Below are 12,820 nucleotides of genomic sequence, written 5' to 3'. Positions count from 1 at the left end.
TCAATCCCCGCCTGCCGCCAGATGCGCGCGCAGGAAAGCCACGCTATCGGCCAGCACGGGTGCCTTGGCGCGGTAGGGTGTGGACAGCGCCATCACCACCTCCTCGTGGGACAACGGGCCGTAGTTCTTCACCTCGACCGGCGCACCCAACTCGCGCAATTTCGCCGCGAGGTTGTTGGCATTCTTCGCGCGCACCGTGGTATCGCCCTGCGACGTCGCCAGCAGCAGCGGCGGGGCATCTGTGCGGGCATAGGCAATCGGCTGCGTTTCAGCCGGGCGCGGCCATTGCCCCATCGCATCGATCGAACGCTTGCTGGTGAAGGGGTGGAAATCATAGGGGCCAGACAGCCCAACCGCCGCCTTGGTGATGGCAGGATCAACCCCCGCCGCTGTCAGCCGCTGCGTGTCCAGTGCCAGCATCACCGCGACATAGGCCCCCGCCGAATGGCCCATGAACGCGATCCGCGTCGGGTCGCCGCCCTGCGCGGCGATATTGTCGCGCGTCCACGCGACCGCCTCGGCCCCGTCTTCGAGGAAGGCGGGAAAGCGCACCTGCGGCACCTTGCGGTAATCGGGGATGACGACGAGGAAGCCCTGTTTTGCCAGTGCACGCCCGGCAAAAGCATAGGCGGCGCGGTCACCCTTGGCCCAGCCGCCGCCGTACCAGAAGATCACCACCGGCAGCTTGCTTTTGACTGCGGTGTCCGGTGCCCAGATGTCGAGCGTCTGCCCGTGGTTGCCGAAAGGCACGCCTTCGACCACCTGCCGCGCGCCCGCGCCGCCGCCCATCGCCCAGTCATAGGCCGACAGCAGCCGTGGGGGCGAAGTGAAGGCGAGGATGCCGCCGATCACCAACAGCAATGCCAGGCCGACAAACGCGATTCCACGCCGCATCACACCGCGTAATGCGCGGTGGTGGAGGCGGCGATGTCAGCTTCGGTCACGCCGGGGGCCATTTCGATCAGGCGAAAGGGTGAGGCGTGGTCGGGCCGCTGGAACACCGCCAGATTGGTGATCACCATGTCCACCACCCCCGTGCCGGTCAGCGGCAAGGTGCAGGCGGGGATGAATTTGGGGCTGCCGTCCTTGGCGGTGTGATCCATCACTACGATGATCTTCTTGACGCCCGCGACCAGATCCATCGCCCCGCCCATGCCCTTGATCATCTTGCCGGGGATCATCCAGTTGGCGATGTCGCCGTTCTCCGCCACTTCCATCGCGCCCAGCACGGTCAGATCAATATGCCCGCCGCGGATCATCGCAAAGCTGGTGGCGCTGTCGAAATAGGCGCTGTGCGGCAGTTCACTGATGGTCTGCTTGCCGGCGTTGATCAGGTCAGCGTCAACCTCGTCTTCATAAGGGAACGGCCCGATGCCGAGCATCCCGTTCTCGCTTTGCAGCGTCACCATCATCCCTTCGGGGATGTGATTGGCGACCAGCGTCGGGATGCCGATGCCAAGGTTGACGTAATAGCCATCCTGCAATTCGCGCGCGGCGCGCGCTGCCATCTGGTCACGGGTCCAGCTCATGCCGCAACCTCCCTTTCGCGTGTGGTCAGGAATTCGATCTGCTTGTCATAGGGCGCGCCCATCACGATGCGGTTCACGAACACCCCGGCAAGGTGGATCTGATCGGGATCAAGCGCGCCTGCGGGAACGATTTCCTCGACCTCGGCAACGCACACCTTGCCGCAGGTGGCCGCGGGCAGGTTGAAATTGCGCGCGGTCTTGCGGAAGATGAGGTTGCCGGTTTCATCGGCTTTCCACGCCTTGACGATGGCGAGGTCGGCGAAGATGCCGTGTTCAAGGATATAGGTCTGCATCACTCCGTCACGGTCGGGGAAGTCCTTGTGTTCCTTGCCCTCGGCGACTTCGGTGCCGACCCCGGTGCGGGTGTAGAATCCGGGAATGCCCGCGCCGCCTGCGCGCATCCGTTCGGCCAGTGTGCCTTGAGGACAGAATTCAACTGCAAGCTCACCCGCCAGATATTGCCGTTCAAACTCTTTGTTTTCGCCGACATAGGAACTGATCATCTTGGCCACCTGCCGGGTGCGCAGCAGTTTGCCGATGCCTTGATTGTCGATCCCGGCATTGTTGCTGGCAAAGGTGAGGCCAGTCACCCCGCTATCGCGGATCGCGTCGAGCAATCTTTCGGGAATGCCGCATAGGCCAAAGCCCCCTGCGGCGATCAGCATGTCGTTTTTCAGGACGCCTGCAAGCGCACTGGCGGCATCGGAGTAGATTTTGGTCATCGAACTGGTTTGCTCGCTCACTCAATCGGCACGCACAGGCCGTCTGCGGAATGTCACATAGGATGATTAGAGGCTTCGAAGCGCGCTGTCACGCCCATGCGATCGCCAAAGGTGAATTTATATTCATGTTGCGATGCAGCACGCGATTTTGCCATTCAATTGCTGAATAATTAGGCAACTGCTTTCATTGCAAGCAGTTATGTGCGCCCTTTCGTATAGAAACCCTGCGATTTCCTCATTCGTTGCGTCGTATGCAACTATCAATGAGGCTTTCGCACTTGCACAACAGCCATGCCTGCTGCATATGCGAAGTGCCTTTCAGGCATCCTCTCCCAAAACTTTCAAAGCCCGGCCCCGTGCCGGGCTTTTTTTGCCCGGCACAAATCGCCAGGCGTGCCGGACACGCTGCGCCGCCTGCTGATTGCATTCGCCTTTCCTTGTTCCTAGCTATTGGTTTCGACCCAAGACCGCCAGCTGCACAGGGATTCCTTCATGGCCGATGCCGAAACCGCCGCTCCGACCCGCAACGTAAGGTTGCAGGTTGCTCCTGCGCGACAGGAAGAATCGGGGCAGGGCATTGCCCGTATGCCGCGATCGGCGTTCCAGAAGCTCGGGATTACCGAGGGCGATGTGGTCGAAATCACCGGCAAGCGCGCCACTGCCGCGATCGCCATGGCCGCCTATCCGGAAGATGACGCGCTCGATGTGGTGCGGCTCGACGGGTTGCAGCGCGGCAATGCCGAGGCGGGATCGGGTGAGCACGTTGACATCGCCAAAGCCGAATCGCGCCCAGCCACCCGCGTGGTATTTGCGCCTGCCCAGCGTGAAATGCGGCTGCAGGGGCCGACCCAGGCGTTGAAGCGTAATTTCTTCCGCCGCCCGCTGGTGGCCGGTGATCTGGTGGCGACCACCGGGCAGCAGCCGGTGCAGAATATGCCGCCCGATGTTCGCCAGCTCTTGCGCGCTCCAGCCTATGCCTTGACCCAGATTCGCCTCACCGTCGCCGCGACCAGCCCCAAGGGCATCGTCCATATTGACGAGAACACCGAGGTCGAACTGCGCGCCGAATTCGAAGAACCGCGCGATGGCCGGGCGGCGGTCAATTACGATGATGTCGGCGGGATGGACGATACCATTAACGCCTTGCGCGAAATGGTGGAATTGCCGCTGCGCTATCCGGAATTGTTCATCCGCCTCGGCGTCGAACCGCCCAAGGGCGTGCTGCTCCACGGCCCGCCGGGTACCGGCAAGACCCGGTTGGCGCAGGCGGTCGCGAACGAATCGGATGCCGAATTCTTCACCATCAACGGCCCGGAAATCATGGGTTCCGCCTATGGCGAAAGCGAAAAGCGCCTGCGCGAAGTGTTCGAGGAGGCTGCCCGCGCGGCGCCCGCGATCATCTTCATCGACGAAATCGATTCGATCGCGCCCAAACGCACGCAGGTGCCGGGGGAGGCCGAAAAGCGTCTGGTGGCGCAGTTGCTGACGCTGATGGACGGGCTGGAAAAGCGCGCCAATCTGGTGGTGATCGCAGCCACCAATCGGCCCGACGCGATTGACGAGGCATTGCGGCGGCCGGGCCGGTTTGACCGCGAGATTGTGATCGGCGTGCCTGATGAACGCGGGCGGCGCGAGATTCTCAGCATTCACACCCGCGGGATGCCGTTGGAGGCGGCGGTTGATCTGAAAGAACTTGCCCGCGTCACTCACGGCTTTGTCGGCGCGGATATCGCCGCGCTGGCGCGTGAGGCGGCGATTGAGGCGGTGCGGCGGATCATGCCCCGGCTGGATCTGGATGAACGCACGATCCCCCCCGAAGTGCTCGAAGACCTGTGCGTGACCCGCGACGATTTCCTCGCCGCGCTCAAGCGCGTGCAGCCATCGGCCATGCGCGAGGTGATGGTGCAGATGCCCAATGTCAGCTGGAGCGATATCGGCGGCGTGGATGATGCCATCGACAAGCTGAAAGAGGGGATCGAACTGCCGCTGAAAAACCCCGAAGCGTTCCGGCGTCTGGGCATTCGTCCGGCCAAGGGCTTCCTGCTCTACGGCCCGCCGGGCACTGGCAAAACCCTGCTGGCCAAGGCGGTGGCGAAGGAGGCTGAGGCCAATTTCATCTCGATGAAAAGTTCTGACCTGCTGTCGAAATGGTATGGCGAAAGCGAACAGCAAATCGCCCGACTGTTCGCCCGTGCCCGGTCGGTTGCGCCGTGTGTGCTGTTCATCGACGAGATCGATTCACTGGTTCCCGCGCGCGGCAGCGGGCAGGGCGAACCGCAGGTGACGGGCCGCGTGGTCAACACCATTCTGGCCGAAATGGACGGGCTGGAGGAACTGCAATCGGTGATCGTGATCGGCGCGACCAATCGTCCGGCGCTGGTCGATCCGGCGTTGCTGCGGCCCGGCCGGTTTGACGAACTGGTTTACGTCGGCACCCCTGACAAGCCGGGACGTGAGCACATCCTTGGCATTCACACCGCCAAAATGCCGCTGGCGGCGGACGTTGATCTGGCCGCGCTGGCGGGAAAGACCGAACGCTATACCGGGGCCGATCTTGAAGATGTGGTGCGACGCGCCGGCCTGTCCGCGCTGCGCCGTGTGGGCGGCGAAGTGGACGCGGTCAGCGCGCTCGATTTCGACGAGGCTTTAAAGGATTCGCGCGCCACCGTGACCGAGGCGATGGAGGCTGAATACAAGAATATGCGCGGCGAGCTGAAAAAGCGCGCGGCGGAAGTTCACCCGATCGGCTTCATCGCGCCGGATATGCTGACCCCGACGCGGGAGAAAAAGCACGATTGAGCGGGCTGGGTTAGAGGATCGGGCACACTCCAAAGTTCCGCAAATGTTTCACGTGAAACATTGCTGCGAGCACCGCAATCGCGCTGTCTGGAAGTGTCTAAGGGGGGTCTAAAGGGGGTCTAGCCTGCCCTAATGCGCCGCGTCCCATGATCGGCCCGTGCCGATATCGACCCCCAGCGGCACGGTGAGTTCGACGGCTGGCAGCGCGGCTTCGGCCATCACGCGGCGGATGATCGGGGTGGCGGCTTCGACGCGGTCCTCTGGCAGTTCGAACACCAATTCGTCGTGCACCTGCAACAGCATCCGCACATCGTGGAGGCCCGCATCGCCCAGCGCGGGCAGCATCCGCGCCATTGCGCGCTTGATGATGTCGGCGCTGGTGCCCTGGATCGGGGCATTGATCGCGGCGCGCTCGCTCCCCTGACGTTCGGCCTGGTTCTTGGAATTGATCCGCGGGAACCACGTTTTGCGCCCGAACAATGTCTCGGAATAACCCTTGGCCCGCACGGTTTCGAGCGTTTCGTGGATGTAGCGCTGGATGCCGGGGAAACGCTGGAAATAGGTGTCGATCATCGCCTGCGCTTCTTCGGGCGTAACCTCCAGCCGCCCCGCCAAGCCCCAGCGTGAAATTCCGTAAAGTATTGCAAAATTTATAGTTTTTGCCCGCGCGCGGGTGTCGCGGGTGACTTCGCCGAACATTTCGGTGGCGGTGCGGGCGTGGATGTCCTCACCCGCCGCGAATGCCGCCTTCAGCGTGTCGACCCCGGCCATATGCGCGGCCAGCCGCAATTCGATCTGCGAATAGTCGGCGGCCAGCAGGACATTGCCCGGTTCGGGCACAAAGGCTTCACGAATCTGGCGGCCAATCGCGGTGCGGATCGGGATATTCTGCAAGTTGGGATCGGTCGACGACAGCCGCCCGGTCTGCGCGCCGACCAGGCTGTAGCTGGTGTGAACACGCCCGGTCGCCGGATTTATCGCGGCTTGCAGCGCATCAGTATAGGTCGATTTCAGCTTCGCCAACTGCCGCCATTCGAGCACTTTGCGGGCAATCGGCGCGCCTTCCCCGGCGAGCTTTTCCAGCACCGAGACATCGGTCGAATATTGTCCGCTCTTGCCCTTCTTCCCGCCCTTGTGCCCCAATTTGTCGAACAGGATATCGCCCAACTGCTTCGGGCTGCCGACGGTGAATTCCTGCCCGGCAAGGCTATGGATTTCCCCTTCGAGCCGGGCAATCTCGACCGCAAATTCCTCTGACAGCTTTGCCAGCCGCGCGCGGTCAACCCGGATCCCTTCGCGCTCCATCGCGGCGACCACCGCGATCAGCGGGCGGTCAACCCGCTCATAGACCCGCGTGCCACCTTCGATGGCGAGGCGCGGTTTGAGGTGGCGGTATAGCCGCAGGGTGACGTCGGCATCCTCGGCGGCATAAGGCGTCGCGCGGTCGAGCGGCACTTCGCTGAACAAGATCGCCTTCTTGCCGGTGCCGCACACGTCCTTGAACGCAATCGGGGTATGGCCGAGGTGGCGCTGGCTGAGCTCGTCCATCCCATGGCCGCCGCCCATGCCTTCCTCCCCGCGTCCGGCATCCAGCGCAAAACTGATCACCATCGTATCGTCAATCGGGGCGACATTGATCCCCTGACGCGCGAAGATGTTGAGATCATACTTGCCGTTCTGGAACACCTTGAGGACGGCTGCATCCTCCAGCAGCGGCCCTAGCGCGGCGAGCGCGGCGGCCATGCCCACCTGCTGCGGCTTTTGCGCGAACATATCGTCCCCGCCCCCCTCGATATTATGGTGCGCGAGCGGGATGTAGCACGCGTCATTGGGGCCAAGCGCAAGGCTGACCCCGACCAGATCGGCGCGCATCGCATCGAGCGAGGTGGTTTCGGTATCAACCGCCACCACCCGTGCAGCGAAGGCGCGCTCGATCCATGCTTCCAGCCGCTCGATCGTCTGCACCGTTTCATAGGCGCTGTGATCGACGGGGGGCATATCGGGCAGCGGCTGGCGGTTGGCGCTGCCATTGGCGCCGTCCCCGTTTGCTCCCGGCGTATCGGGTTTGGGCGGGTTCAAATCGGTGGTGCGCGACGGGCTGCCGCGCCCTGCATCCAGCCGCCGCAGCAGCGAGGTGAAGCCGTGCTGTTCAAGGAAAGCCGCCAGCGGGGCGGGCGGGACGGGGCCAAGCTTCATTTCCGCAATCGGCTGCGGCAGCGCGCAATCTTCTTTCAGCGTTACCAGCACCTTGCTCAGTTCGGCATCGCTGCGGCTTTCGATCAGGCGGTCTTTGAGCTTCGATGGCTTCATGTCGGACGCCGCATCCAGCGCCGCGGTGAGCGAGCCGTGTTCAGCGATCAGCTTGCTCGCGGTTTTTGGCCCAACCCCGAAAATGCCCGGCACATTGTCAGCCGTGTCCCCCATCAACGCCAGCACATCGCCCACCAGTTCGGGCGGGACGCCGAATTTCTCTTCGACTTCATCGAGATAGATGCGCTGGTTCTTCATCGTATCGAGCATATCGATCCGGGCGGGGCCGTGCGGCCCATCAACCTCGCCCACCAATTGCATCAGATCCTTGTCGGATGAAACGATGGTCACGTCCCATCCCATGCGCTGCGCCTCGCGCGCGTAGGAGGCGATCAGATCGTCGGCCTCCAGCCCTGCTTCCTCGATGCAAGGCAGGCTGAAGGCGCGGGTGGCATCGCGGATCAGCGGGAATTGCGGCACCAGGTCTTCGGGCGCAGGGGGGCGGTTGGCCTTGTATTCGGCGTAGATTCCGTTGCGGAAACTGATTGATCCTGCGTCAAGGATCACCGCAAGGTGGGTCGGCCCGTCGGCCGCATCAAGATCGGCGGCGAGCTTCCACAGCATGGTGGTGTAGCCATAGACCGCGCCGACCGGCGTGCCGTGCGGATTGGTGAGCGGGGGCAGCCGGTGATAGGCCCGGAAGATATAGGATGATCCATCGACGAGATAGAGGTGCTGTTTGGAAGGTTCGGCCATGCCGCCTGCTAGCACCCGGCAAAGCGCGCGGGTAGAGGGGGATCGCAGGTGGCGGGGCGTTAAATTGTGGCAGGAAAACGGCGAAATTTGGGCGGCGGTGCCTTAATTCGCTTGCGCTGCCGCAATCTTGCCATTATTTGCAGCGGTGAACCGGAGTTCAGTCGCCGGGTTCGACGCAATCCCAAGCGGGGTGCGTGACATTCGCTGAAGAAGGAATTCATATTATGCGTAAGATCATTCTTGCTGCCGCGATCGCCACCTCGGCCCTCGGCCTTGCTGCTTGCAGCGGCGAAACCGCCACCGAAACCGAAGAAGCTGCCGACGCGATGGCTGCTGACGCCGAAGCCAACGCCGACGCCGCTGTTGAAGCCGTCGAAGGCGCTGCCGACGCGACTGCCGAAGCTGCTGAAGCAACCGCCGACGCCGCGACCGAAGCTGCTGATGCCGCTGCCGCGACCGCCGAAGCTGCGACTGCTGCTGCCGAGTAATCGGATATGATCCGCACCGCTTTTGCGGTGGCGGTCATACAGAAGGGCGGTGCCGAAAGGCGCCGCCCTTTTTGCTGCCTGTCATGAATTGAACCGAGGATCAGCCCCCGGTTGAATAGGGGGCGGCGGTCCAGTTCTTGGTCGGGTTCTGCTGCGCGCGCACTGCAAAACCATCATACAGCGCGCGGGCAATCGCTGCGATGCGCTGCTCGCGGGCCAGCCTGGTTCCCTGCCCCGTCACATAGATCGCCACTGCAATCGCGCGGCCATCGGGGGTTTCGATGATGCCGATATCGCTCGACGTGTTGTTCAAGGATCCGGTCTTGTGGCTCACCCGCGCTTCGAGCGGGATGTGCGCCGGAATGCGGCGCTTGCCGGTAATGGTGCGGCTCATCGCGCCAAGCAAGACCTGACGGCTTTGGTCGGACAGGAACTCCCCGCGATACAGGCCCGCCAGCAGGCGCACCATCGCGCGCGGCGTGGCGGCATCGCGCGGGTCGATGTGGTTGGCGGGATCATATTCGCCATCATCGCGCACCAAGGTCGCGATATCGCGGTTGATGCTGAAATCATTGATGCCCTGCCGCCGCATCCAGTCATTGACCACAGCCGGCCCGCCGATCGCGGCCAGCATCGCATCGGTCGCCGGATTGCTCGACCGGGTTATCATGATCTCGATCAGGTCGATTGCGGGCATATATTGCCCTTCGCGCACCGGAGCCTTGGGCGAGGAATATTTGGCCGAACGCACCGCCATCATCAGCGGAAATTCCGAAGTCAGCGAATAGCGCCCTTGTTCGACCATTTCGAGATAGGCCGCGCCAATCGCGATCTTGCTGGTCGATGCCAACGGGAACAATTGGTCGCCCAGCACCATGATTTCCTCGCCAGTGGCAAGGTCAATTGCGGCAACGCCAATGCGGCCCTGGTCGGCGTTTGCAAGTTCGGCGATGCGTTGTTCAAAGCTGGAGGCATAGATCGCCTCAAAGCTCTGCGGCTCGCGCATTTGCGTGCCAAACGCGGTGTCGAAACTGGCCTGAAGTTCGTCAGCGCGCGCGGCGGCCGGCATTGCCAAGGCCGCAAAAGCAGCGGCAAAACCAGTGGCGAGAGCAAGGATACGAGAGCGTGCCATAGGGATAAGCTACTCCGGCAGGGTTTATGACGGATTAATAAACCATACTAGTCATGCCCGATTCGCCGCGACAAGGCCTCATGTTAACCAGTGCGGTGAATGGTGCGCAGGTCGCGACAGGGCAGCGCGCAGGCGCGATTCGCCGCTCCTCGACCGCAGTGGCAGGTTCGTCGAATGGGGGCTTGCCGGTGCGGGCCTGGACTTGACTGCACCGGTGATCCCGGCAGTCTGGCGGCAAGGCTTTCAACCAAGGGGACATTATGACCAACACCGCCTCGCTGCGCGCCACCCGCGCTGCTCTTTCCGCACTGATGCTGTCTGCCTCGGGCATCGCCTTTGCGCAAAGTGCCCCGATCGTGCAGCCCGGTGCGCCGGGGCAGGCGAGCCAGACGCTCACCGCCGAACAGGCGACCCGGCTGGTGACGGCGGGTTACGCACCGGCTGACGTTACCTTCATGCAGCACATGATCGTGCACCATCAGCAGGCGGTCGATATGGCGGTGCTGGTCAAGGATCGCACCAATACCGAAGACCTGGTGGCGATTGCCGGACGGATCGAATCGAGCCAGGCTGACGAAATCGCCTTCATGAAAGGCTGGCTGGCTGAACGCGGCCAGCCCGCCGAAGACCCGATGTTGCAGGGGCACAACGCCCACCACGCCCACGCGACCATGGCAGGCATGGCCTCCCCCGAACAGATGCAGGCGCTGGCCGCGGCCAAGGGCGTGGATTTTGACCGGCAATTCCTCACCCTGATGATCGCTCACCACGAAGGCGCGGTGGAGATGGTGGAAAAGCTGCTCGATGAAGATGGCACTGCGGTTGACCCGGTATTGTTCCGCTTCATCAGCGATATCGAAAACGAACAGACCGGCGAGATCGCGCGGATGGACAAGCTGCTGGCCGGCTTGTCGGCAGACCCGCGTTCAGGGCTTGCTGCCGGGTTCGATAATGCCGGTGAGGCGATCCTGAACCTCACCAAACTGGCCAGCCTTGCCAAGCCCGCCGGGTTCTTTGATCCTGCCAACCCAGCCGATCTGCGCCCGCTGGCTGCCCCCAGAAAGGACAAGCAAAAAGCAGATAAAGACAAGCAGGACGGAGGCAAGGCCGCACCTGAACCGGCCGAACCCGCCGCCGCGCCCGGTCAAGCGGCTGCCGATGCCATCCCTGCACCCGATCAAGCCGCCGCAGATGCCGTACCGCCCGCACCGGCTGAACGGGCCGAAGAGGACAGCCTGACCGAATTTGCCGAACGTTCGCCGCTGCTCAACTTCGCCAACACCGACATCGCGTTTTTTGGCGATGTGATGGTCGCAGGCTCTTACCACGGGTTCAACATCTACAAATTGGGCGATGACGGCGTGCCCAATCTGATGAGCAGTGTCGTGTGCCCCGGCGGGCAGGGCGATGTCTCGGTGGCTGGCAACCTGCTGGTGATGAGTGTCGAACAGACCCGCGGGCGCATCGATTGCGGGCTGCAAGGCGCGCCGGGCAAGGTCAGCACCGAAAGGTTCCGGGGGCTGCGCATCTTCGATATTTCTGACCTCACCCGTCCGGTGCAGGTCGGCGGGGTGCAGACCTGCCGGGGCAGCCACACGCATTCAATCGTTAGCGCCGATGACACGCGGCTGATCGTCTATAACTCCGGCACCGCTGGGGTGCGTGAGGAGGAAGAGCTGGCCGGGTGCATCGGCGGGATTCCGGGCGACACCCGCACCGCGCTGTTTTCGGTCGACGTGATCGAGATTCCGGTGGCCAATCCCGCGGCAGCCCGGATCATCAAAAGCCCGCGCGTGTTTGCCGATACCGAATCGGGCGAAATCGCCGGGTTGTGGCGCGGCGGCGATCATGGCGACGGCACACAGCGCACCGCGCAGACCAACCACTGTCACGACATCACGGTGTTCCCCGCGCTGAAGCTGGCGGCGGGCGCGTGTTCGGGCAACGGCATCCTGTTCGACATCAGCGATCCTGTGAACCCCAAGCGGATCGACGCGGTAACTGACACCACCTTTGCCTATTGGCATTCGGCCACCTTCAACAATGATGGCACCAAGGTGATCTTCACCGATGAATGGGGCGGCGGCGGGCGGCCGCGCTGCAAGGCATCCGATCCCAAGACCTGGGGCGCCAATGCGATCTACGATATCGTCGATGGCAAGCTGGTGTTCCGCGCGCACTATAAAATGCCTGCGCCGCAGACCGACATGGAAAACTGCGTTGCGCATAACGGATCGATCATCCCGGTGCCGGGCCGCGATCTGTTTGTGCAGGCGTGGTATCAGGGCGGCCTTTCGGTGATGGACTTTACCGACAGCGCGAGCCCCAAGGAAATTGCCTATTTCGATCGCGGCCCGATTGATACCAAGCAGTTGGTGCTGGGCGGATACTGGTCAACCTACTGGTATAACGGCCATATCTACGGCACCGAGATCACGCGCGGGATCGACGTGTTTGCGCTTCAGCCGAGCGAACACCTGACCGAGGCGGAAATCGCGGCGGCCAAGGCGGCCATCTACGAAGGCGGCCGCTTCAACCCGCAAACCCAGACACGGGTGACGTGGGATGCAGCGGTGATCGAAGCCGCCGAGGCCAGCCGCAAGGGCGGGTGAGGGGTTCGCGCGCCGGAGGCAATCATCATCGCCCGCCGTTTCAGGCGGCGATGATGGCCTGCTGAATTTCCTCGATCGGGCGGCCTGCGAAAGATTTGTCGATTTCCCCGACCAGCCGTTTTTCAAGCTCGGCATGGTAATGGTGGCGCATTTCGCCCAGCGTTTTGGGGTCAGCGATGATCAGCAGCGCCTCAATCTCACCGGCAATCGCCTTGGCGTTGAGCCATTCGGCAGCCGCGGCCCCGTGCGCCAGTTCATCCAGCTGCGTGCGGCCCAGCAGTTTGCCGAGTTGATCCTGATGGCGCACCCCGGCGCTGAAATTGGTCGGCACCAGTTCGGGCCGCGCTTCGGGCACCAGCCTTGGTTCAAAAATTTGCCCGTCGTTGCGCAACAGTGAAAAATTCTCACCATCAAGCAAGGCGACGTGGGCTTTGTGTGCAAGCTTCATAATTCCCCTTTCTTCGGCCAGTGCCGGGGTTCGCCCCGACTGCCGAAAGCGATAACAGAAAAACCCCGGAGGCGCGAACCTCCG

At 62.8% G+C, this 12,820-nt stretch carries 9 protein-coding genes; 3 read left to right on the top strand and 6 right to left on the bottom strand.

Annotated elements, in window-relative coordinates:
- The 3 genes from ACSSV3_RS11920 to ACSSV3_RS11910 are packed head-to-tail and all read right to left on the bottom strand — an operon-like array spanning position 1 to position 2,251.
- Positions 1–894 (bottom strand): alpha/beta hydrolase, encoded by an 894-nt coding sequence (locus ACSSV3_RS11920; RefSeq protein WP_354326162.1) that lies wholly within the window; start codon positions 892–894, stop codon positions 1–3.
- On the bottom strand, positions 894–1,529 hold the full coding sequence (locus ACSSV3_RS11915) for a CoA transferase subunit B (protein WP_354326160.1): 636 nt from the start codon (positions 1,527–1,529) through the stop codon (positions 894–896). Before ACSSV3_RS11915 ends, ACSSV3_RS11920 begins: the two co-directional genes overlap by 1 nt.
- Positions 1,526–2,251 (bottom strand): CoA transferase subunit A, encoded by a 726-nt coding sequence (locus tag ACSSV3_RS11910; RefSeq protein ID WP_354326282.1) that lies wholly within the window; start codon positions 2,249–2,251, stop codon positions 1,526–1,528. Before ACSSV3_RS11910 ends, ACSSV3_RS11915 begins: the two co-directional genes overlap by 4 nt.
- A 492-nt stretch (positions 2,252–2,743) precedes the next feature.
- Here ACSSV3_RS11910 and ACSSV3_RS11905 point away from each other — a divergent pair, with 492 nt between their 5' ends.
- Complete coding sequence (locus ACSSV3_RS11905) at positions 2,744–5,050, top strand: CDC48 family AAA ATPase (RefSeq protein ID WP_354326159.1); 2,307 nt, start codon at positions 2,744–2,746, stop codon at positions 5,048–5,050.
- A 129-nt stretch (positions 5,051–5,179) separates the two neighbouring features.
- Here the strand turns inward: ACSSV3_RS11905 and polA are convergent, their stop codons facing one another.
- Positions 5,180–8,056, bottom strand: coding sequence for a DNA polymerase I (polA, locus tag ACSSV3_RS11900; protein WP_354326157.1), 2,877 nt, complete (start codon positions 8,054–8,056; stop codon positions 5,180–5,182).
- Between the two features lie 224 nt (positions 8,057–8,280).
- Here polA and ACSSV3_RS11895 point away from each other — a divergent pair, with 224 nt between their 5' ends.
- Positions 8,281–8,544 carry a hypothetical protein gene (locus ACSSV3_RS11895; RefSeq protein ID WP_354326156.1) on the top strand — a complete coding sequence of 88 codons (264 nt, stop codon included), beginning with the start codon at positions 8,281–8,283 and terminating at the stop codon, positions 8,542–8,544.
- A gap of 100 nt (positions 8,545–8,644) precedes the next feature.
- Here ACSSV3_RS11895 and ACSSV3_RS11890 read toward each other — a convergent pair whose 3' ends face one another.
- Complete coding sequence (locus ACSSV3_RS11890) at positions 8,645–9,613, bottom strand: serine hydrolase (RefSeq protein WP_454184815.1); 969 nt, start codon at positions 9,611–9,613, stop codon at positions 8,645–8,647.
- A 323-nt stretch (positions 9,614–9,936) separates the two neighbouring features.
- Between ACSSV3_RS11890 and ACSSV3_RS11885 the strand changes: the two genes are divergently transcribed.
- Entirely contained in the window at positions 9,937–12,288 is a 2,352-nt protein-coding gene (locus tag ACSSV3_RS11885) for a DUF305 domain-containing protein (protein ID WP_354326153.1), read from the top strand.
- A gap of 40 nt (positions 12,289–12,328) precedes the next feature.
- Here ACSSV3_RS11885 and ACSSV3_RS11880 read toward each other — a convergent pair whose 3' ends face one another.
- The gene (locus ACSSV3_RS11880) at positions 12,329–12,736 is read right to left on the bottom strand and encodes a baeRF12 domain-containing protein (protein WP_354326152.1); all 408 of its coding nucleotides are present in this window, start codon (positions 12,734–12,736) and stop codon (positions 12,329–12,331) included.
- Positions 12,737–12,820 lie beyond the last annotated feature (84 nt).

It is taken from the genome of Porphyrobacter sp. MBR-49 (genome assembly GCF_053628655.1).
This window is presented reverse-complemented; position numbering and strand designations above follow the sequence as displayed.